The sequence below is a fragment of the Providencia sp. PROV156 genome (assembly GCF_028480905.1).
Lineage (GTDB): Bacteria > Pseudomonadota > Gammaproteobacteria > Enterobacterales > Enterobacteriaceae > Providencia > Providencia hangzhouensis.
Map to the genome: position 1 here is coordinate 94,738 of NZ_JAMPPE010000004.1, position 22,626 is coordinate 117,363.

The window sequence follows — 22,626 nt, forward strand, 5'->3', positions numbered from 1 at the left end:
ATGATGGGATTTAAACAATCACTAATCGACAATAATTCGATACAGCTAAAAGCATCCGCTGATAACTGGCGTGATGCTATTAAGATAGGTACAGACCTGCTCATCGCTTCGGGGGCGATAAAACCCAGTTATCATGAGGCAATCATCAGCAGCGTCGAAAAACTTGGGCCTTATATTTGTATCGCGCCTAATTTGGCCCTTCCCCATGCAAGACCTGAAGATGGTGTACTAAAAACAGCCTTTGCTTTAGTCACTCTAGACAAACCCATTATTTTTGATGGCGAGGATGAACCCGTTGATGTGCTGATCACCTTAGCGGGTAGCTCATCAGATGAACATATGGAAGGCTTGATGGAAGTGACTCGCGTTCTCGATGATGAAAACAGTGAAACCGGTGTCGATCTTGATAAATTACGTCGCTGCCGCACCATTGATGATGTTTATCAGGTTATTGACCAAGCATTATGCTAATTTAATGATAATAAAAAAGAATCATTAATTAGCAATAGAGGTAATCAACTATGTATAACGTATTAGCGCTTGATTTAGATGGCACAGTTTTAACTCAAGAACACACTATCCACCCAGCCGTCAAACAAGCCATTCACAAAGCAGCAAAACAATGCCATGTCATGATAGTCACGGGTCGCCATCATACCGCAGCTCGCCCCTATTATGATGAGCTTGGTTTAACCACGCCAATTATTTGTTGCAATGGTACTTATATTTATGATTACCAAAATGAAAAAGTTCTCACACACAATGCTCTCACCAAAGAGAACGCGCTCACTTTTATTGAACTGGCGCAACAGGACAAACTGAAAATGGTGATGTATATCACCGATGCCATGGTGTATTCAAAAATCGATCCCATCGATTACATGAGCGCGATGGAGCAATGGGCTAACAACCCAACCATGGCCCATCCGCCAAAAATTTATCGCATTGATTCATTTGAAGAACAAGTCCAGCACGCTGACTATATTTGGAAATTTGTCGTCGAAGGTGAACCGGCTACGTTAGAGCGCTTCTTAAACTCACCTTGGATAAAACAAACTTTTAATGCAGAAAAATCATGGTCAAACCGTTTCGATTTTGCTGCGAAAGGCAATAACAAAGGCACGCGTTTAGCTGAGTATCTTCATTCTCTGGGTTATGACTCGAAGCAAGTTATTGCTGTTGGTGATAATCACAACGATATCTCCATGATTAAGCTAGCAGGCTTAGGAGTTGCAATGAAAAATGCTGATGACACCGTGAAGTCCCATGCGGATTTCGTTTGTGCTACCGATAACAATGGTGATGGCCTTGCGCGTCTCATACATGAAAATATTTTAGGACAATCACAATGACAAAGCCTTTGATCCAAATAGCTCTAGACCAAACCAACTTACCGGCTGCACTCGAAGTGGCTGAAAATGTACACACTTTCGTTGATATTATTGAAGTGGGCACAATCTTAGCTTTTGCAGAAGGTATGAATGCGGTCGCGACTTTACGTCAAAAATATCCCAACCACATTCTAGTTTGCGATATGAAAACCACGGATGGTGGAGCCATTTTATCGAAAATGGCATTTGAAGCGGGAGCAGATTGGATCACAGTATCAGCGGCGGCACATATTGCCACTATTGCTGCCTGTAAAAAAGTTGCCGATGAGTTTAATCGTGAAATCCAAATTGAAATCTATGGTAATTGGACTTTTGACGATGCTAAAAATTGGGTTGAACTTGGCATTTCGCAAGCTATTTACCATCGTTCCCGTGATGCAGAACTCGCTGGTATTGGCTGGAGCAATGAAGATATCGAAAAAATGCGCAAACTGTCTGATTTAGGACTAGAACTCTCAATTACAGGCGGGATAATTCCAGAAGACCTGCATTTATTTAATGGTATCAATGCAAAAGCCTTTATTGCTGGCCGTGCGTTAGTGGGTGAAAAAGGCCAAAAAACGGCGGAAGCACTAAGGGAACAAATTGACCGTTTTTGGAAATAGTAATTAGGAATAATTCTGACTCAAAAACCGACCTTTCCGTTTAAAACTCACTCGATTAAAATTCAGGCCAGCAAAATAGCTGGCCTTTTCAACAATCTATCAAACTTGTGATTTATTAACCTAATTGCTTACGTGCGTTACGGAAAATGCGCATCCACGGGCTATCTTCTCCCCAATTTTCAGGGTGCCATGAATTGCTCACCGTACGGAAAACACGCTCAGGGTGCGGCATCATGATCGTTGCTCGGCCATCTGTCGAGGTCACCGACGTAATACCATTAACTGACCCATTCGGGTTAGCTGGATATTGCTCGGTTACCTGACCGTAGTTATTCACGAAGCGCATTGCCACCAGCCCATTATCTTCTAATTGCTGTAAATGTGCGGCTGCACGGGTTTCCACTTGCCCTTCCCCATGAGAAACCGCTATCGGCATACGAGAACCTGTCATATCTTGCAGTAACAGTGATGGGCTTTTTGCTATTTCAACTAAGCTAAAGCGTGCTTCAAAACGTTCAGAACGGTTACGTACAAAACGAGGCCAGAATTCAGCACCCGGGATAAGCGTATGTAAGTTCGACATCATCTGGCAACCATTACATACCCCCAGAGATAAAGTATCAGCACGGTTAAAGAATGTCTCAAATTCATCACGGACTTTATTGTTGAATAAAATAGATTTTGCCCAACCTTCACCCGCACCTAATACGTCACCATAAGAGAAACCGCCACAAGCCACTAATGCTTGGAATTGTTCCAAAGACAAGTTACCTGCGAGTAAATCACTCATATGCACATCAATTGCATCGAAACCAGCACGGTCAAAGGCTGCCGCCATTTCCACATGTGAGTTCACACCTTGTTCACGTAAAACAGCTACTTTAGGACGTACACCTGACAAAATAAATGGCGCAGCAATGTCTTCTTCAATGTCATAAGTCAATTTCACATTCAAACCTGGGTCTTGGTTATCCTGTTTCATTGTATGTTCTTCGTCGGCACACACTTCGTTATCACGCAAGCGCTGCATTTGCCAAGTCGTTTCAGCCCACCATTGGCGCAATAAACTGCGAGATTCGCGGTAAACAACCGTATCTCGGCTATTGATGATCACGGCATCATCTTGTATTGCAGAACCTAAATAATGAACACAGCCTGCAAGCCCTGCTTGTGCAAAACATTCTGCCACATACTCTCTATCGGCTTCATTAATTTGAATGACAGCGCCTAACTCTTCGTTGAATAATGCTGCGAGCGTGTCTTCATCAAAAGAGCTAATATCAACATTAATACCGCAATGACCTGCAAAAGCCATTTCCACTAAAGTGACGAATAAGCCGCCATCTGAGCGGTCATGATAGGCTAATAATTTTTGCTCGGATAATAACTTCTGAATGGTATTAAAGAAGCCAAGCAATACTTCAGGGCTACGTACATCAGGGGCTTTATTGCCTAACTGACGATATACCTGTGCGAGTGCAGAACCGCCCAGCGCGTTATGGCCTTGCCCGAGGTCAATTAATAACAAGGCATTATCATGACCTGTTTTTAACTCAGGTGTCACTGTTAAGCGGACATCTTCAACACGGCCAAATGCACTAATCACCAAGGAAAGTGGCGACGTCATTTCACGCTCTTCACCATCCTGCTGCCAACGGGTTTTCATTGACATGGAATCTTTACCAACAGGGATGGTTAGGCCTAGCGCAGGACAAAGCTCTTCCCCTACCGCTTTAACCGCTTCATATAAACCTGCGTCTTCCCCCGGATGCCCTGCCGCTGCCATCCAGTTTGCAGACAATTTAACGCGTTTTAAATCTTGCACATATGAACATGCAATATTGGTTAATGCTTCACCCACGGCCATGCGTGCTGATGCAGCAAAATCCACCAATGCTACTGGCGTTCTTTCACCAATAGACATGGATTCCCCATAGTAGCTATCTAAACTTGCAGTCGTTACTGCACAGTCAGCGACAGGAATTTGCCATGGGCCAACCATCTGATCACGAGCAACCATGCCTGTAACGGTTCGGTCGCCAATGGTAATTAAGAATGTTTTTTCAGCTACGGCTGGTAAATGCAGGACACGTTTCACCGCTTCATTTAAATTAATCGCTGTTCTGTCTAATGAATCCGGTTCCGCCTTTAATGTTATTACATCACGCAACATTTTTGGCGTTTTGCCTAATAAAACATCCAGTGGCATATCAATCGGTTGGTTAGCAAAATGTTCATCATTTAATGTCAAATGACGTTCTTCAGTGGCTTCCCCAATCACTGCAAACGGCGCACGTTCACGCTCACAAATTGCGGTGAACACAGGAAGCTGCTCTGGTGAAACGGCCATTACATAACGTTCTTGAGATTCGTTACACCAGACCTCCAATGGGCTCATTCCTGGCTCATCATTGAGAATCTTACGTAACTCAAAGCGCCCACCACGGCCACCATCACTGACCAATTCTGGCATTGCGTTCGACAAACCGCCTGCGCCTACGTCATGGATAAATAAAATTGGGTTATCATCACCAAGTTGCCAGCAGCTATCGATGACTTCTTGGCAACGGCGTTCCATCTCTGCGTTATCGCGCTGTACCGAAGCAAAATCTAGGTCTGCATCTGATTGGCCCGATGCCATTGATGATGCAGCTCCACCACCTAACCCGATATTCATTGAAGGGCCACCGAGTACAATGAGTTTTGCACCGACCGTAATTTCGCCTTTCTGTACGTGATCTGCACGGATATTTCCTATGCCCCCCGCTAACATAATCGGCTTATGATAACCACGTAACTCTTCTCCATTGTGGCTATTGACTTTTTCTTCATAAGTACGGAAATAGCCTAATAACGCAGGGCGACCAAATTCATTATTAAATGCCGCACCGCCTAATGGCCCTTCCATCATAATATCCAAAGCGGTCACAATGCGCTCTGGTTTACCGAAATCTTCTTCCCAAGGCTGTTCAAAACCAGGAATACGTAGGTTAGAAACCGAAAAACCGACTAAACCTGCTTTTGGCTTCGCGCCGCGACCTGTTGCGCCTTCATCACGAATTTCACCACCAGAGCCTGTTGCTGCGCCTGGCCAAGGCGAAATCGCTGTTGGGTGGTTATGGGTTTCCACTTTCATTAAGATATGAGCATCTTCTTGGTGATAGCGGTAAGTGCGCCCTTCAGGCTCAGGGAAGAAACGACCAACAGGCGAACCTTCCATCACGGCTGCGTTATCTTTATATGCCGATAAAACGTGGTCAGGTGTTTTTTCAAACGTATTTTTAATCATTTTAAACAGCGATTTAGGCTGCTCTTCGCCATCAATCACCCAATCTGCATTAAAGATTTTGTGGCGACAGTGTTCTGAGTTTGCTTGAGCAAACATGTAGAGCTCAACATCCGTTGGATTACGTTTTAACCCGACAAAGGCCTCTAACAGGTAATCAATTTCGTCATCAGCTAATGCCAGTCCCATTTCCCTGTTTGCTGTTTCCAATGCAATACGACCACCCGCAATCACATCAATGGATTTCATTGGTGCTGGCTGGTGCTGCACAAATAATGCGCTCGCTTGTTCAAAAGAAGAGAAAATGCTTTCCATCATGCGATCGTGCAAAATAGCGATCACTTCATGCCACTGCTCTTGGGTCAGTGCATCACCTTGGACATAATAAGCAACTCCGCGTTCAATACGCTTGACTTGATTAAGACCACAGTTGTGTGCAATATCTGTTGCTTTTGAAGACCATGGAGAAATAGTTCCCGGACGAGGAGTCACTAAAATAAGCTTACCGAATGGGTCGTGCTCTGCCAGAGAAGGGCCGTACTTTAACAAACTGCTCAGTTTGCCTTGCTCACCATCACTCAACGGCGCCGAAACTTCAGCAAAGTGCATATACTCAGCATAGATATCCGTGACAGGAAGCTGTTTTTCTACAAACAGTGCCAAAAGGCGGGTAATACGAAATGCTGATAGAGCAGGTGAACCACGCAAAATTTCCATCGTCTTAATTTCTCTCTTTTAAACGCCAGCCCTGAACATGAAAGCAGGGAAACCGGAACACATTATAGAGCAATGTTCATCAATACGAAACCGTTTGCGTGATTAAAAATAAAGCGATTAGTTAAATATTATTCTGTGCTAAATACGATAATATAGGTTGCACCCTTCCTAAATGTTGAGCAAAATAGCCGACTACTGGAATTATAACCATTACTTAGCCATACTCTTTTATGGACATACAGCACCAGTCAATGCACGAGAAACTATTATTTGAATAACTTAAAAGTTAACTATTTAATTGTCGTGGTCATCGCGCTACTGGCTACTATGGTCATCGGTTTTAACGTCCGTTGGCCCAATACGCAGAATTCACAAATTAATAAAATTATTTCTCAAGGTGAATTACGTATTAGTGCCGTTAGCTCGCCACTAATCTATATTGATGAGCAAAAACAGCTGCGCGGGTTTGACTACGAGCTGGCTCAAGGCTTTGCCTCATACCTAGGAGTTAAACTCAAAATAACCATCCGCCCAACATTCGAGCAAATATTTGATGACCTTGAAAATGGTGATGCTGATATCGCGGTAGCGGGCCTGCTGTATAACAAAGACCGTTTAGCCAAAACGAAAACCGGTCCAAGCTATCTTAATGTTACTCAACAACTTGTATATCGTAAAGGAACAAACCGTCCCAAAAATTTCAATGAAATTAATGGTAAATTATTAGTTACCGCTGGCACAGCTCATGCAAGTACACTTAAAGAATTGTCCAAAGAATACCCAGACCTAAAGTGGGAAGAAACTTCAAAATACAATACCAGTCAAATCCTTGAAATGGTTGCTGATGGCGAGGTTGACTACACGTTAGAAGACTCTATTGCGGTTGCACTACAGCAACGTATTCACCCCCAAATTGCCGTAGCTTTTGATTTATTGGATGAACATGCTATCACTTGGTATATGCGTCGTAGCAAAGAAAACAGTTTAGACGCTGCGTTACTTGACTTCTTCAATCTCAGTCATGAAACCGAATTACTCGCACGCCTTAATGAAAAATATTTTAGCCATGTAGAATCCTTCGATTATTTCGACACAATGGCATTTATAAAGGCAATTGATAATAAACTTCCCGAGTATCAACCGCTGTTTGAAAAATATGCTCAGGTGATTGACTGGAAATTATTAGCAGCTATCGCATGGCAAGAGTCCCATTGGGACCCTTTAGCAACTTCGCCTACAGGTGTACGTGGGCTAATGATGTTAACCAAGCCAACGGCAACAACAATGGGTATTGCTGACAGGTTAGACCCGGAAGAAAGTATTAAGGGTGGTGCCGCTTATCTTGCTTATATTATGGAACGTTTACCTGAAACCATCGAAGAAGATGACCGCATCTGGTTCGCCCTTTCTGCCTATAATATGGGATATGGGCATATGCAGGATGTACGTAAATTAACTGAAATGTTAGGCGGAGACCCTAACCGGTGGTTAGATGTGAAAGCTCGCTTACCTTTATTGACACAGAAAAAATATTACTCACAGCTCACTTATGGTTATGCTCGTGGTCACGAAGCTTATCGTTACGTTGAGAATATTCGTCGTTATCATCAAAGTTTAGTTGGTTACTTACAAAGCCAAGAAAGAAAACAGCATGCACTTGATATTGCACAAAAATCACTTATTTATTTAATTTCACCAGAAAACCTGACAGCAGCTGAGTCTAAAACGATTCAAAATCAGTCCCCTATTCCTGAAAAAGTGAGTACTACGCATTTAGGGAAAATGAGTTCTGCAACGCAACCACCTAAAACACTTGAAGAAAAAAGACTACCATTAGGAAAGTATTTGCTTTCACTACATCCATCGCAAAATACCGATGAAACCGATGATAAAACGCCCATCACACCACTAAAAGCACCTGAGAAACCGTTATAAATCATGCTGAAATAAAATGGGAGCGCTAAAATTTACCATATTAGCGCTTTTGTTCTTTTTTTTGGGCTCTACGCAGCTTAAAAAAAGCACTCAGCATTGAAGAACATTGCTGTTCTAGAACACCACCAGTAACATCCACATAATGATTTAACCCTGCTTGCCCCATGATATCTAGGTAAGAACCACAAGCTCCAGTTTTAAAGTCCTTAGCACCATAAACTACACGGCTAATACGGCTGTGGATCATTGCACCTGCACACATAATACAAGGCTCTAACGTGACATATAAGGTGGTATCTAATAACCGATAATTTGATAGCTCTTGCCCTGCTTGTTGCAAAGCCATAATCTCAGCATGTGCAGTCGGATTGTGGTCAATAATAGAACGATTCCACCCCGAGGCAACCAAATGGTTATCTTTCACTAAGACCGCACCGACAGGAATTTCGCCAAGATCTTGTGCTTTTAGCGCAAGTTCAATGGCTTGTTGCATCCAATACTCATCAATTTCTATTTGTGTCACTCTTACCTCTAACCAATGCGTTTATACGTGATTATCCTTAAATGTTAGAATGACCGCAATTAAAATGCTTTTGCCTTTATAATAACAACCTAATTTTAATTGCTAAAAATCGCTAATTTAGCTGCAAAACCCATAAAGAAAGCGCCTACCGTACAATTTCCAAGTTTTGCAAGGAGCTGCTTTTCACGTAAAAAACGAGCTATCAAGTAACCACTAAAAATCAATAAGCTTAAGTATAAAAAACTGACTAATTCTAAGATCGTCGCGAGTACAAGATAAGGCACCCATGCATGAGAGTAATTAAAATCAACAAATTGTATAAAGAAAGAAATATAAAATAGAATTGCTTTCGGGTTTGTTAAGCTCAGCACTAAGGCTCGAGTAAAATGGTTTTCTGTTTTAATTGAAATAGTGTCAGTGCCGTCTTGATTCGACTTCTTATGCATAAATGTGCTATATAAAATCTTACAACCTAAATATAGTAAATAAGCAGCCCCTAAGTAACGCACTATCATAAATAATGTTGGAGAAGCTTTGATTACCGAAGCTACACCAATAAATGACAGGAAAATTAATATCCCATCCCCAGTAAATACCCCTAGAGCAGCACGATAACCAAACCGAGTCCCACTCGAAGTACTTGTTTTTAATACATATAATGAGTTAGGCCCTGGTACGATAATGATTAAAACAAGCCCAGCTAAGTAAGTCCAAAAGTTAAGAACACCAAGATTTTCGAACATATTTTCAACCCTTTATCTTTTTTATTATTTTTATCACAACTTTCAATCTTTGTGAATATTTATTCTATTTATTAGATATATGAAATGAACTAATAATAAAGGTTATTTTAAATCTAACTTATTTATTTATGATAACTAGGCAATCAAATTATTATTCATTATTAATAGTAAAAGGAATAAATATATGGCTATCATTAGAAGATTGGTACAAGACGGTTCATTTGAAGAGTTTTATCCAACAACAATGACATTCAATGCCGCAAAACGTAATTATTTTTTAGGCCACTCAAAAGATAAAACTTACGTTGTCTATGCTATGGCTGATAATGGTAAAATTGAACCAAATGCTCCTGCGCAAAAAGGCAAATTAAGATCCTACCTTGGTAATATTCAAGCATTTTATGATACAGTAGATAATAAACAATACTTATATGGATATAATTTAAGCGAGAAAATCGTCGAATTATATGAAATTGACGATAAAGCTGGCATAAAACTACTCTATGTTGATGAATTTACTGTTGGAAGTACAATTCAATCGGCAACTCTATTTATCGCCAATGGCCTTATCCATATATTCAGTCAAGCTGAAAAAGATAAAAGCTGGAAAACCCATAGCTATAGCATCATATAATACCTTCCTTATATTACGTATATTTTATGACACCTTAAATTAGTCACAAGGGGTATTAATTACCCCTTATTTAAATAATCAAATTTAAAATCATATTTTAATAAAGAAAGAAAAGCGGTATAAGATCATCAACATTAAAACTTCACCACACTATTAACATTAGGTCTATTTAAATAAATAATCTTATCTTTCACCCTAGTTTCGATTATTTAGCATAGGTATATTTACATTCTTATCTTAATTCACTTTATTATTACATTCTAGTTTACTGATTATTTAAAAATAGAGAATAACGATCCAGATGTGAATACAATAACAGAAAAGGATACCAATATTCTGGTATAGCAAAAAATTGAACGCTAAAAACACAAATTTATCATTTAAATGATGTAAAACATCTACACTATGATTTGTTGTTACTTTTTTCAGGCTTTGCAGGTAAAATACATGGCATAAAAATATAAGAACCAAACGAAAGTAACGAATAGGTGCAAGGTATAAGTTACTAGTTTTTAACTTAATACAATGTAAATCACTGATATGTCTTTATTAATTACAAAACGCTGTATCAATTGCGATATGTGTGAACCCGAATGCCCAAATGATGCAATATTTATGGGTGACGAAATTTACGAAATTGACTCAACACTATGTACTGAATGTGTAGGCCATTACGACAAACCTACTTGCCAGTCCGTTTGCCCAATTACTAATACAATCATCACTGATCCTCAACATATCGAAACTGAAGAACAGCTTTGGGATAAGTTTGTTGCAATTCATCACGCCGATAAAATTTAGGTTTAACTTCACTTATATCCAATTATTCATCTAGTTATCCTTAAATGCTGCCAGTGATTTTTACTGGCAGCTCGGTATTACATTGATTCAAGAAATACTTTCTATGATAACTGTAGCAGATGCATAGTGACGTTCATCGGTAATAGAAACATGGTAATGCGTAACTTTTAACCGATTCGCTAGCTCTAATGCCTCCCCAGTTAAACTTAATAATGGTTTCCCCAATTTGTCATTGGTTACTTCGAATTGGTTAAAGGCTAAACCATTACGGATCCCTGTTCCTAATGCTTTTGCTGCCGCTTCTTTAACTGCAAAGCGTTTTGCTAAAAAACGAGCTGGCTTTGATTGCTGTTGATATTGAACTAATTCATTCTCAGTTAGAATTCTTTTCGCCAGACTATCACCGGTTCGTTCAAGCACCGACTCAATTCGAGCAATCTCAACAATATCCGTTCCTAATCCAACAATGGCCATTATTTACGTGCTTCTAATAAGACTTTTTTCATGTCAGTAACCGCTTGAGCTAACCCACTAAACAAAGCACGGCCAATAATTGCATGGCCAATATTAAGCTCATAAATTTCAGGTAACTGTGCAATACGTTGAACGTTATGGTATGTTAAACCATGACCCGCATTAACTTTAATGCCTTTACTCGCCGCATATACGGCACCATCACGAATACGGCGAAATTCTAACTCTTGCTCTTGTTCTGATTTAGCATCAGCATAAGCCCCAGTATGAATTTCAATAAATGGTGCACCACACTCTTGTGCTGCATCAATTTGCTGATGATCCGCATCAATAAATAATGAAACGAGAATGCCCGCGTCAGTCAGACGTTTTACAGCATCAGCCACTTTCTGTTTTTGGCCCGCAACATCTAAACCACCTTCAGTGGTTACCTCTTCACGCTTTTCTGGCACTAAACAGCAAAAAGTAGGTTTGATGCGGCACGCAATTTCAACCATTTCATCAGTTATCGCCATTTCAAGATTCATACGTGTTTGAATAGTTTCATTCAACAGAGTGATATCTCTATCTGTAATATGGCGTCGATCTTCGCGTAAATGCACTGTAATGCCATCAGCGCCTGCTTGCTCCGCAACAAATGCAGCTTGTACAGGGTCTGGATATTGAGTTCCTCTTGCATTTCTAACCGTTGCAATATGGTCGATATTTACGCCTAACAAAAGCTCTGCCATTTTTTATTCCCCATTAATAAACACTAACAAACTCATCTACCTACTATCCTACTGTAATTTTCTCCTTTGAGGGAATAAATCTCTCACCATTCGAAGCAAATTCCAATCTGTATATCCTGTTTCAGTATTTGTATTTTATTTTTGCGAAGCGCTTCGTAAGATTTTGTACCAGTGAAATAAATGTATTGTCTGAAAGAGCCAGTTCCGCTAAAAAGACACATGAGAAAAGGATATATTGTAGTAATCGAGGTGTAACAAACTAGATAAAAAATAAAATGAAAAACAATTTTAGCTCTGTTTGTTATGTGTAACTGGCGAGTAAGTAAACTGTCGAAATAATTCTCTGCTTTTTAAAGGTTTACCGCCTAAATATGGTTTTAAAGCAAGTCGGGTAAAACGTTTTGCTGCTTTGAGCGTATCTGCGTCAGGAAATTCTCGACTCGCCAATGCCTTAAGTTGTTTACCCGTAAAACTAAGCTGGTCAACAACCAAGCTACCAATAAACCCTTTTTCTTCTCTATACCTATAAGTCATTGTGTCAGAAACGGGCTCTCCGCTGCCAGCACAATGTAAAAAATCAACACCATAACCAAGGTAAGAAAGCAGAGCCAATTCAAACCGACGCAATGCAAATTCAGGGGTGTGTTCACTTGCGGCAAGGATCTGTAAGCATGAGAGGTAATCAAAAAATAGTGAGGAATATGGTGTACCAAATTCTAATACACGTGCGGTTAATTCATTAAGGTATAAACCACTATATAGAACGGTTCCCGTTAAAGGGAGGGCCAAAGACACAGGGTCGGCATTGATTAAGGTTTTGATTTCACCTTTGCCCCCCCAACGGATTAACAAAGGTGTGAAGGGCTGTAAACAGCCCCTTAATGGTGAACGATTACGGCGAGCGCCTTTTGCAAGTAAGCGTATTTTTCCTTCGCCTTCAGTAAAAAAATCGAGCAATAAACTCGTTTCACTGTAAGGCCTTGAATGGAGTACAAACGCACGCTGCCAACCACTCACTTTGCCACCTACTATTTTAGGTCGTCAACATAACCCAGGCTACGTAATGCTCTTTCGTCATCAGCCCAGCCAGATTTAACCTTAACCCAAAGCTCAAGGTGTACCTTGTTATCAAACATTCTTTCCATATCGATACGCGCTTCGGTACCAATGGTTTTCAGTTTGCTCCCTTTGTTACCAATAACCATTTTCTTTTGGCCTTCACGCTCAACAAGAATTAAGCCATTGATATGGTAAATACCCGCTTCTGTTACCTTAAATTGTTCAATTTCGACGGTTACCGAATATGGCAGTTCATCACCCAAGAAACGCATGAGCTTTTCACGGATAATCTCAGATGCCATAAAACGCTGAGAACGGTCAGTAATATAGTCTTCAGGAAAATGATGAATAGCTTCAGGTATATGTTGTTTAACAATTTTAGCAATTGTATCCACACCAGTACCTTTTTCTGCACTGATAGGAACAACATCTAAAAAATTCATTTTCTGACTGATCATACTGATATGTGGCAACAGTATCGTTTTATCAGTCACATTATCAATTTTATTAATTGCCAATATAACAGGGCAACGTAAGCTAGATAACTTAGTCAGTACCATTTCATCATCAGCGGTCCAATTAGTTCCTTCAACAACAAAAATAACTAATTCAACATCACCAATTGAACTGGATGCAGCGCGGTTCATTAAACGGTTAATTGCACGTTTTTCTTCAATATGAAGTCCTGGGGTATCAACATAAATAATTTGGTAATTATCTTCTGTGTGGATCCCCATAATACGATGGCGAGTCGTCTGTGGCTTTCTCGAAGTAATCGAAACTTTTTGCCCCAGTAATTGATTCAATAATGTCGATTTACCGACATTTGGCCGTCCAACTATGGCAACAAAACCACAGTGGGATTGTAATTCACTCATTCAAGCTCCAAAATTTTCAATGCTTGCTCTGCTGCTGCTTGCTCCGCTTTACGACGGCTTGAGCCAACGCCATTAATCGGTTGGTCAATACCACTGACTTGGCAGTGGATCGTAAATTCTTGATCATGAGCTTCACCTTTGACCTGAACAACCAAATAATTAGGTAGTGGTAAATGGCGCCCTTGCAGATATTCTTGTAACCTTGTTTTCGGGTCTTTTTGCTTATCACCCGGACTGATCTCAACCAGTCTACTTTGATACCAATCTAAAATAATTCTTTCGATCGTTTGGATATCACTATCTAAAAAAATACCACCGATCAGTGCTTCAACAGTATCAGCAAGGATAGATTCGCGACGAAAACCACCGCTTTTTAATTCCCCCGGCCCTAAACGTAAACATTCACCGAGTTCAAATTCGCGTGCGATTTCTGCTAATGTATTTCCGCGTACAAGCGTTGCCCGCATACGACTCATATCCCCCTCGTCTACCTTTGGAAAACGGTGGTATAAGTCATTTGCAATCACAAAACTCAAAATCGAGTCACCTAAAAATTCTAAGCGCTCATTATGTTTGCTGCTTGCACTTCTATGTGTCAATGCTTGGATTAATAACTCGTTCTGTTTGAATTGATAACCAAGCTTACGTTGTAATCTTTCTATTAAAGAGGGGTTCATGTGCGCCCAACCATTTTTATTTGATAAAAAAGCACACGCAACAGACCTGTAAAATGCACCATTTTACAAAACTGTTGCGTTTGCACTGACTCCGAATCCTCTCGCATTTTTTGCAGCTCAGTGGAACTAATTATAAAAATCCATTAGTTACAATAAGTTAAAATGGGAGAGTTAATAATTGGGGAGCCAATAATATTAATTAATCTATATTGTACACTGGGTAAAACAATAATGCTTCGGATAATACGGGTTTTCAAACGAAAACCCGTATTTGTAACATTTGGTTCGACCCACTAACCAAATTATAGTGGACCAATTCGACTAAAGCGAATACCTGTCGGCCATTCATTTTCTTGCTTATCAAGACTTAACCAAATAAATACCGCGCGACCAACTAAATTTTCTTCCGGCACAAAGCCCCACATACGGCTGTCAGAGCTATTATCCCTGTTGTCACCCATCATAAAGTAGTGCTTTTCAGGAACAATCCATTCATTCTTCGGCATACCTGGTTGCAAATATTTTGCTTCGGTAATTGCTTGACGAATAATCAAAATTTGATGCTCAACCGTATCCAATTTTTCACTACGTTCGTATTGACGCAATGCATTTCTTGGTAGAGGTTGGTCTAATGGAATTTCATAATTGCCCTTTTGGTTATCAACAACAGAACCGATATCAAGGAACATTGTCCATTCACTCGGCGCCAGAGGACCATAAACAATAGGTAAGGTCTCTGTACATTTGTTATCTGCACAATTAGGGTAAATTGTGAGTTCCTTTGCATCTGGGTTATAAATAATTTTATCACCCGGCATTCCAATAACTCGTTTTACAAAATCAACATTAGGATCTTTTGGGTATTTAAAAACTGCGATATCACCACGTTTCGGTTTACCAGTTTCGATTAATGTCGTTTGTGTGATTGGATCTTTCAAACCATAAGCAAATTTCTCAACCAACATAAAATCGCCAACTAACAATGTTGGCATCATTGACCCTGAAGGTATTTGAAATGGCTCATAAATAAATGAACGCACAATCAGTACAATCGCTAACACAGGGAAAATAGATGACCCTGTTTCAAGCCATGATGGACGGCGGACAGCATTTGCCACATCCGCCTCACTCACTGCGCCATTTGTTGCATCCTGTAACTGCTTAAGTTTTGCTTTACGCGCAGGTGCAAATTTAAACTTGTCTAAACACCATATAATCCCAGTGATTAATGTTGCCAGTGTTAGGATCAAGGCAAAGGTGTTAGCCATTGAGACTCCTTGTAAACTTAGTCTTTACCAACATGCAATATAGCAAGGAACGCTTCTTGTGGTAGCTCAACGTTACCAACTTGCTTCATGCGTTTCTTACCATCCTTTTGCTTCTGTAACAGTTTTTTCTTACGGCTAACGTCACCGCCATAACACTTGGCAAGTACGTTTTTACGCAGTTGTTTAACTGTAGAACGAGCAATAATGTGGTTACCGATCGCAGCTTGAATCGCAATATCGAACTGCTGACGCGGGATCAACTCTTTCATTTTTTCAACCAGTTCACGGCCGCGATATTGAGAATTCGCACGGTGAGTGATCAAGGCCAAAGCATCTACACGCTCATTGTTGATAAGAACATCAACACGCACCATGTCTGATGCTTGGAAACGTTTAAATGCATAATCTAAAGATGCATACCCACGAGACGTTGATTTTAAGCGGTCGAAGAAATCCAATACCACTTCTGCCATTGGGATTTCATAAGTCAACGATACTTGATTACCATGATAGACCATATTGGTCTGAACGCCACGTTTCTCAATACAAAGTGTAATAACGTTACCTAAATATTCTTTAGGCATCAGCATATGACACTCTGCGATTGGTTCGCGTAATTCTTCAATATTGTTCAATGCCGGTAGCTTAGATGGGCTATCGACATACACGATATCACCATTGGTCTGCTGCACTTCATACACTACAGTTGGCGCAGTGGTAATCAAATCAAGGTCATATTCACGTTCTAAACGTTCTTGAATGATTTCCATGTGCAGTAAGCCAAGGAAACCACAACGGAAACCGAAACCTAGCGCAGTAGAAGTTTCTGGCTCATAAAATAAAGACGCGTCATTTAGACTTAATTTACCTAACGCATCACGGAATGATTCATAGTCATCAGAACTGACTGGGAATAAACCAGCGTAAACCTGTGGTTTAACCTTTTTAAAACCAGGTAATGCTTTATCTGCTGGATTACGAGCACCAGTTAACGTATCCCCAACTGGGGCACCAGTGATGTCTTTAATCGCACAAACTAACCAGCCCACTTCACCGCAACTCAAAACATCACGGTCGATTTGCTTAGGTGTGAAAATACCGAGGCGATCTGCATTATATACTTGCCCGGTGCTCATCACTTTAATTTTATCGCCTTTTCTCAATGTTCCGTTTTTAATACGGATCAATGAAACAACGCCTAAGTAGTTATCAAACCACGAGTCAATAATAAGTGCTTGCAAAGGCGCATCCGCATCCCCAATCGGAGGTGGGATCTCTTTAACAAGGCGTTCAATCACATCTTGAACACCAATACCTGTTTTTGCAGAGCAGCGAACTGCATCATGCGCGTCAAGGCCAACAATATCTTCTATTTCATCAGCAACACGCTCAGGATCTGCAGCGGGTAAATCAATTTTATTTAAAACCGGAACCACTTCTAAATCCATTTCGATAGCGGTATAACAGTTTGCCAAGGTTTGAGCTTCAACGCCTTGCCCTGCATCAACCACCAGCAAAGCACCTTCACAGGCTGCCAATGAACGAGATACTTCATAAGAGAAGTCTACGTGACCCGGGGTGTCAATGAAGTTTAATTGGTAAGTTTCACCATCTGACGCTTTATAATCAAGCGTCACGCTCTGTGCTTTAATAGTGATCCCACGCTCACGCTCTAAGTCCATCGAGTCTAAAACTTGTGCCGCCATTTCGCGGTCGGTTAAGCCACCACAAATTTGAATAATGCGATCTGACAAGGTCGACTTACCATGGTCGATATGAGCAATGATGGAAAAATTTCTTATATTATTGATTTTCAAGGTAATATCTTCTTTTAAATTGCCTTACAAAATCAGCTTTGTGCAAGTATCGCGACAAAACTAAAATGCTATGATTATCACAAGATTGTTAATTAGCAGCATTTTACATATAAGAACCCGCTAACACAAAGATTCAATGTAAAACAACTGTAAACCTGCATCAGGTTAATAGGTTAGTCGTCATAATTCATCATTAATACAAACCACATCAACCACGCTTATAGCCATAATCAATCTATTGTAATTTCTAACTCAAAACAGACAAAATATGTTAATGACTTTATTAGCCATAATACTATTTGTATGTTAATTAATTCTAATCCACAAAAAAGGGAAACATATGTTCCCCTTTCTATTGATAATATCAAATTAACCTTCTAACTCAACATATTGAAACTTAGCAATTAATTTGTACTGAAAGCTCGCTCGGAGGCAACCCTATTTGTAAAACAACAGGTTGAAAAGCTTCATCATCGCGCAAATTTGACGCTAGCCTACGCGCGACATAAAAACCAATAATACCACCAATTACACCTGAAATCGCTATCCAGAACTGCTCAAAATCAAACGCCTGCGCTAAGCCTGCAAAAATAAACAACCCCAAAATGGGTGTTAAGTAAACTAACAGCGCTGAGCGAATTAAACTCCCCTCAGGGATGCCCACTTCAATTTTCTGCCCTTCAACTAGTGGTTGTTCAATTGCGATTTCTAATTCATGTTCCGTATTTGGCCCAATTTTGCTTAAAGCATAAGAACCACAGGTTTTACGAGCACCACAACTACCACAGCCGGATGAAGAACCATAGCGCAATAAAGCCCTACCGTTTTGCCAACGGACTACTGTTGCCCACTCTTTTACCATAATTTACTCCCGAAACTGAATACTACCTGCTACCACTTGTGCTGTTGCTAATGGTAATTCACCAATGATAGTGATGACATTTTGCTTTTGCGTCATTGTGTAAATAGTTCGACGCCCATTTTGAAGCGGTTGATCGAGTAACGGGCCTTTAGTCGATTTTGTCACATTTACAGAAAAGGTAAATAAACCATCACTAAACATTGCGGTTTCTACCACGTCATCTTCAGCTAATTTTCGCGAAGAACGGGATATTTCTTCAAAACCAGGTGGTAACATGCCAACTTGCCACTTAAAGGAAGGATTTCCATTTTTAGGGGAAATCAATAATGGCGGCATATTCACCTTACTTAACGCAAGTAATGAATCCTTAACTGTTTGGCTATCTAGCACCGTCGAGATCACACGAAATTGTTCTAATGTTTGGCTATTATTATCGAGAAGGTCGATACGTAATGGCAATTTCGTTTCTTCATCGATCAATACTACATAGTTAAACCGAGAATTGTCTTTCGATATTATGCGAATTACTAATGCTGGTCTATCGCCGATGTGGGTCCGCCCTGCATCAATAAAATTATAATAAGGTTTAATCTGTTGATAATTGGCAAAAACTACTGATGGTAAATTATCGACTATATATTTACCATTTAAGCTGAATGCATCAAAACCAGGTTCAAAGTAACTGATGCTATTGCCTTTTTGAACAATTTCACGACGCGATGAATCCATTTGGATCATTTGTGAAACAGGTTCACCATTAATGATGGCATGGCGGTAACGTACAGGTGTTATTGATTGCGGACTGAATGTCATATAAGACATTTCGTAAGAGAGGTTCTGGGCAGCATTTCCCATTTCTTTAAAAAGAACATCGGCATCTAGTTCAGATGCCGAAGCTTGATTAGAAATAATCAGGCTGCCCGTCAGGCAGATGACGGATAACCATTTATTCATTATTGCAATTTAACTCCTGCTGAAGACGCAGGTTTTACAGACTCTTGATATTGCTGGTTAAGCATCGAGCGTCTTTCAATTTCATACTGTTGCAGCATCGCATTAATACGTTGATTTTGTTGTTCAACTTGTTGAATTTGCTGCTCATTACCAAATAATTGGTTATCTGAGATATTTAAGCTAACTGGCGCCCCGCTGCCAACAGGAATAGTATTAAACATTGGCTCATCAACCGGTGAGTCAACGACATTACTTTGGTTGTATTGCTGAACCCCAACAATAACCGCCAAAGACACACAAGCTGCAACACCAATTTGAGTCAACTGGCTCGCCCAAGGACGAATTTTGCCCCAGAATGGGAAAGCCCCCCAAGTCGCAGGCTCTGGCTGCGATTCGACAACTACCTGAGGATTAATACGCACAGCTTCATTCTCCAATGCTGCCGCAACTTTACTTGCAATATCGAAGTGCATGACTTCATTAGTATCGTTACGCAGAGTATCACGAATAAGATGATAGCTCTCCCAACGTTGTTTTAACGTTGAATCACGTGAAATAGCGTTGACCAGTTCTAAGTCTAGTACTTCGCCATCCATCATTGCGGAAAGTTTCTCTCTTTGCATGCCCAATTACCTTCAGTTAATTGCATCACAATTATATTTAATTGACTGATTTAACAGACTAATACTGTTGAATCAGAGGCTGAACTTTATTATCAATCGCTTCCCTTGCCCTAAAAATACGAGAACGTACGGTGCCAACAGGGCAATCCATTATTTCTGCGATTTCTTCATAGCTCAAACCATCTAACTCGCGGAGAGTAATTGCCATTCTAAGATCTTCTGGCAGCGATTCGATGGTCCGGAAAACAACTTTCTTTAATTCATCAGACAACATTAAGTTCTCTGGGTTCGAAATTTCTTTTAAGGCACCAGCGGTTTCAAAGTTTTCTGCATCACTCGCTTCCAAGTCCGACGCAGGTGGGCGTCTATCTTGGGCAACTAAATAATTTTTAGCTGTATTTACCGCAATCCGATAAAGCCAAGTATAAAATGCGCTGTCACCACGAAACGAACCAATGGCGCGATAAGCTTTTATAAATGACTCCTGCGCAACGTCAGGCACATCTGCTTGCGGTACATAGCGGGATACTAAGCTTGCGACTTTATGCTGATATTTTATCACCAATAAGTTGAAAGCTTGTTGATCGCCTTTTTGTACCTTTTCAACCAAAATCTGGTCGGTCAGTTGCTCGCTCATTCCAGGAAGTATCTCCCGAATTCAGGCCGATAATATGTTAACTTGATCATGTTCTCCCTTCCTAAAGCAAGCACTACTTTGAGTAGTAGAACTCGTTGAAGTTCAATTTAATCTAAAAAAATAGTCAAAAATTTACAAAACCGATAAAAAAATTACTGAGACGATCTTAAAGATCCTTATTAAAACAACTGCCTATAATATTCTTTCAGGCCTATAAGACAGCATACAGATTTTAGGCGCGAATGCGATAGCTATCACACTAAAAGCATTTGAATACGTAAATAGCGCTAGGTCAATATACTGTGCATTAACAACCATCCACTAATAGCAATAGGACACTCGATAGGCTAACATAAAAAACTCAATACATACTATTATATACATGCAAACACTTATGAACGAATCCACACAGCATTACACTGATATTTTAATCATTGGGAGTGGTGTCGCAGGACTTTCAGCTGCCTTACGGCTCGCCCCTTTTCATCAAGTGACCATTCTCAGTAAAAGCAGCCTCAGCGAAGGGGCATCATATTACGCACAAGGTGGTATTGCCGCCGTTTTTGATGACACTGACAGCATCGAATCCCATGTAGAAGATACGCTAATTGCTGGTGCAGGTATCTGCCAGAAAGAAGCTGTTGAGTTTATTGCCTCCAATGCGAAACATTGCGTGCAATGGCTTATCGACCAAGGTGTTTTATTCGATACTGAAATTACCGAAAGCGGTGAAACACAGTATCATTTAACCCGTGAAGGTGGCCATAGTCATCGGCGGATCCTCCATCATGCTGATGCCACAGGAAAAGAAGTTGAAACCACGTTAGTTGACCTCGCTTTTGCCCACCCAAACATTCATATTAAAGAACGCTATAATGCCGTCGACCTTATCCTTTCTAATGAGGCTGAATCGCCACGAATTTTAGGCGCTTACGTATGGAACCGCCAAAAAGAGCAAGTTGAAACCATTCGAGCGAAAACGATTGTTCTAGCAACGGGCGGCGCGGCTAAAGTTTATCAATATACCACTAACCCTGATATTTCTTCTGGTGATGGTATCGCAATGGCGTGGCGGGCTGGCTGCCGTGTTGCTAACCTTGAATTTAATCAATTCCACCCAACGTGTTTATTTCACCCACAAGCACGTAATTTTTTATTAACTGAGGCATTACGTGGTGAGGGAGCTTACCTCAAGCGTCCTGATGGTAGCCGATTTATGCCAGATCACGACGATCGTGGTGAACTTGCTCCTCGCGATGTTGTTGCACGAGCTATTGACCATGAAATGAAACGCCTTGGTGCTGATTGCATGTATTTGGACATTAGCCATAAGCCTAGCGATTTCGTTAAAAACCATTTCCCGACTATTTATGCGAAATTGATGACTTTAGGGTTAGACCTCACTCAAGAGCCCATCCCTATCGTCCCAGCGGCCCATTACACATGCGGTGGTGTAATTGTCGATGAAACGGGTATGACTGATATCACGAATCTCTATGCAATTGGTGAAGTGAGCTACACCGGCTTACATGGTGCAAACCGTATGGCATCCAATTCACTATTAGAATGCTTGGTATACGGCTGGGCGGCGGCTGAAAATATTAATAAAACGATCAAACAGATCGACGAAATTCCCTATTTATCTGAATGGGATGAAAGCCGAGTGCATAACTCAGATGAACAGGTTGTTATTCAACATAACTGGCATGAATTACGCCTATTTATGTGGGATTACATGGGAATTGTGAGAACCACAAAACGGCTTGAGCGCGCACTGCGTCGCATCCATCTATTGCAGCAAGAAATTCACGACTACTATGCAAATTTCCGCATTTCAAATAACTTACTTGAATTACGTAACCTAGTTCAAGTCGCTGAATTAATGGTTAGTTGTGCATTAGAACGCAAAGAAAGCCGTGGGTTACATTACACCTTGGATTACCCAGAACCACTTCCTAATTCAGGCCCCACTATTTTAAAACCTGAATAACGTGAGCTAGGGCCGGCCTTT

21 protein-coding genes are annotated in these 22,626 nt (G+C 40.6%); 7 read left to right on the forward strand and 14 right to left on the reverse strand.

Going from position 1 to position 22,626, the window contains the following annotated elements; genetic code table 11:
• Positions 1-3: 3 nt before the first annotated feature.
• From PSF31_RS04015 to PSF31_RS04025, 3 genes are read left to right on the forward strand one after another with little or no spacing between them, the layout of a single operon-like run.
• Positions 4-471 (forward strand): PTS sugar transporter subunit IIA, encoded by a 468-nt coding sequence (locus PSF31_RS04015; RefSeq protein WP_036959017.1) that lies wholly within the window; start codon positions 4-6, stop codon positions 469-471.
• 50 nt (positions 472-521) lie between these two features.
• A complete protein-coding gene (locus PSF31_RS04020; protein ID WP_096863436.1) occupies positions 522-1,352 on the forward strand; it encodes a Cof-type HAD-IIB family hydrolase in 831 nt (276 codons plus the stop codon).
• Positions 1,349-1,996, forward strand: a complete 648-nt coding sequence (locus PSF31_RS04025; protein ID WP_096863435.1) for a 3-keto-L-gulonate-6-phosphate decarboxylase UlaD — start codon at positions 1,349-1,351, stop codon at positions 1,994-1,996. The genes PSF31_RS04020 and PSF31_RS04025 overlap by 4 nt, the downstream gene beginning before the upstream one ends.
• Before the next feature lie 115 nt (positions 1,997-2,111).
• On the opposite strand, the gene purL is transcribed toward PSF31_RS04025, so the two are convergent.
• Positions 2,112-5,999, reverse strand: coding sequence for a phosphoribosylformylglycinamidine synthase (gene purL / locus PSF31_RS04030; protein ID WP_096863434.1), 3,888 nt, complete (start codon positions 5,997-5,999; stop codon positions 2,112-2,114).
• Between the two features lie 270 nt (positions 6,000-6,269).
• On the opposite strand from purL, the gene mltF reads away from it, so the two are divergent.
• On the forward strand, positions 6,270-7,934 hold the full coding sequence (gene mltF, locus PSF31_RS04035) for a membrane-bound lytic murein transglycosylase MltF (RefSeq protein ID WP_096863433.1): 1,665 nt from the start codon (positions 6,270-6,272) through the stop codon (positions 7,932-7,934).
• 40 nt (positions 7,935-7,974) lie between these two features.
• On the opposite strand, the gene tadA is transcribed toward mltF, so the two are convergent.
• Both tadA and leuE read right to left on the reverse strand, forming a co-directional pair.
• Complete coding sequence (tadA, locus tag PSF31_RS04040) at positions 7,975-8,457, reverse strand: tRNA adenosine(34) deaminase TadA (protein ID WP_004264969.1); 483 nt, start codon at positions 8,455-8,457, stop codon at positions 7,975-7,977.
• A 95-nt stretch (positions 8,458-8,552) separates the two neighbouring features.
• Positions 8,553-9,200, reverse strand: coding sequence for a leucine efflux protein LeuE (gene leuE / locus PSF31_RS04045; RefSeq protein WP_004264970.1), 648 nt, complete (start codon positions 9,198-9,200; stop codon positions 8,553-8,555).
• A 184-nt stretch (positions 9,201-9,384) separates the two neighbouring features.
• Between leuE and PSF31_RS04050 the strand changes: the two genes are divergently transcribed.
• Together PSF31_RS04050 and PSF31_RS04055 are read left to right on the forward strand one after the other, a co-directional pair.
• The gene (locus PSF31_RS04050; RefSeq protein ID WP_004264971.1) at positions 9,385-9,834 is read left to right on the forward strand and encodes a hypothetical protein; all 450 of its coding nucleotides are present in this window, start codon (positions 9,385-9,387) and stop codon (positions 9,832-9,834) included.
• 540 nt (positions 9,835-10,374) lie between these two features.
• Positions 10,375-10,635 carry a YfhL family 4Fe-4S dicluster ferredoxin gene (locus tag PSF31_RS04055; protein ID WP_036959019.1) on the forward strand — a complete coding sequence of 87 codons (261 nt, stop codon included), beginning with the start codon at positions 10,375-10,377 and terminating at the stop codon, positions 10,633-10,635.
• An 87-nt stretch (positions 10,636-10,722) separates the two neighbouring features.
• Here PSF31_RS04055 and acpS read toward each other — a convergent pair whose 3' ends face one another.
• The 11 genes from acpS to rpoE all read right to left on the reverse strand — a co-directional run bounded on the left by acpS (position 10,723) and on the right by rpoE (position 20,615).
• Entirely contained in the window at positions 10,723-11,109 is a 387-nt protein-coding gene (gene acpS, locus PSF31_RS04060) for a holo-ACP synthase (RefSeq protein ID WP_094961690.1), read from the reverse strand.
• A complete protein-coding gene (gene pdxJ / locus PSF31_RS04065) occupies positions 11,109-11,840 on the reverse strand; it encodes a pyridoxine 5'-phosphate synthase (protein WP_272683177.1) in 732 nt (243 codons plus the stop codon). Before pdxJ ends, acpS begins: the two co-directional genes overlap by 1 nt.
• A 288-nt stretch (positions 11,841-12,128) precedes the next feature.
• A complete protein-coding gene (gene recO, locus PSF31_RS04070) occupies positions 12,129-12,857 on the reverse strand; it encodes a DNA repair protein RecO (RefSeq protein ID WP_004264975.1) in 729 nt (242 codons plus the stop codon).
• Positions 12,858-12,868: 11 nt separating this feature from the next.
• Positions 12,869-13,777 (reverse strand): GTPase Era, encoded by a 909-nt coding sequence (gene era / locus PSF31_RS04075; protein WP_004264976.1) that lies wholly within the window; start codon positions 13,775-13,777, stop codon positions 12,869-12,871.
• Positions 13,774-14,454, reverse strand: a complete 681-nt coding sequence (rnc, locus tag PSF31_RS04080; protein WP_004264978.1) for a ribonuclease III — start codon at positions 14,452-14,454, stop codon at positions 13,774-13,776. The genes era and rnc overlap by 4 nt, the downstream gene beginning before the upstream one ends.
• A gap of 302 nt (positions 14,455-14,756) precedes the next feature.
• Entirely contained in the window at positions 14,757-15,722 is a 966-nt protein-coding gene (lepB, locus tag PSF31_RS04085; protein WP_004264979.1) for a signal peptidase I, read from the reverse strand.
• A gap of 17 nt (positions 15,723-15,739) precedes the next feature.
• Positions 15,740-17,533, reverse strand: a complete 1,794-nt coding sequence (gene lepA / locus PSF31_RS04090) for a translation elongation factor 4 (RefSeq protein WP_036959062.1) — start codon at positions 17,531-17,533, stop codon at positions 15,740-15,742.
• Between the two features lie 403 nt (positions 17,534-17,936).
• The gene (rseC, locus tag PSF31_RS04095) at positions 17,937-18,401 is read right to left on the reverse strand and encodes a SoxR-reducing system protein RseC (RefSeq protein ID WP_004264981.1); all 465 of its coding nucleotides are present in this window, start codon (positions 18,399-18,401) and stop codon (positions 17,937-17,939) included.
• 3 nt (positions 18,402-18,404) lie between these two features.
• Positions 18,405-19,355, reverse strand: coding sequence for a sigma-E factor regulatory protein RseB (rseB, locus tag PSF31_RS04100; RefSeq protein WP_004264982.1), 951 nt, complete (start codon positions 19,353-19,355; stop codon positions 18,405-18,407).
• Positions 19,355-19,978, reverse strand: a complete 624-nt coding sequence (gene rseA, locus PSF31_RS04105) for an anti-sigma-E factor RseA (protein WP_096863431.1) — start codon at positions 19,976-19,978, stop codon at positions 19,355-19,357. Before rseA ends, rseB begins: the two co-directional genes overlap by 1 nt.
• Before the next feature lie 58 nt (positions 19,979-20,036).
• Entirely contained in the window at positions 20,037-20,615 is a 579-nt protein-coding gene (gene rpoE / locus PSF31_RS04110) for an RNA polymerase sigma factor RpoE (RefSeq protein WP_004264984.1), read from the reverse strand.
• A 394-nt stretch (positions 20,616-21,009) separates the two neighbouring features.
• On the opposite strand from rpoE, the gene nadB reads away from it, so the two are divergent.
• A complete protein-coding gene (gene nadB, locus PSF31_RS04115; protein ID WP_164561154.1) occupies positions 21,010-22,605 on the forward strand; it encodes an L-aspartate oxidase in 1,596 nt (531 codons plus the stop codon).
• Positions 22,606-22,626 lie beyond the last annotated feature (21 nt).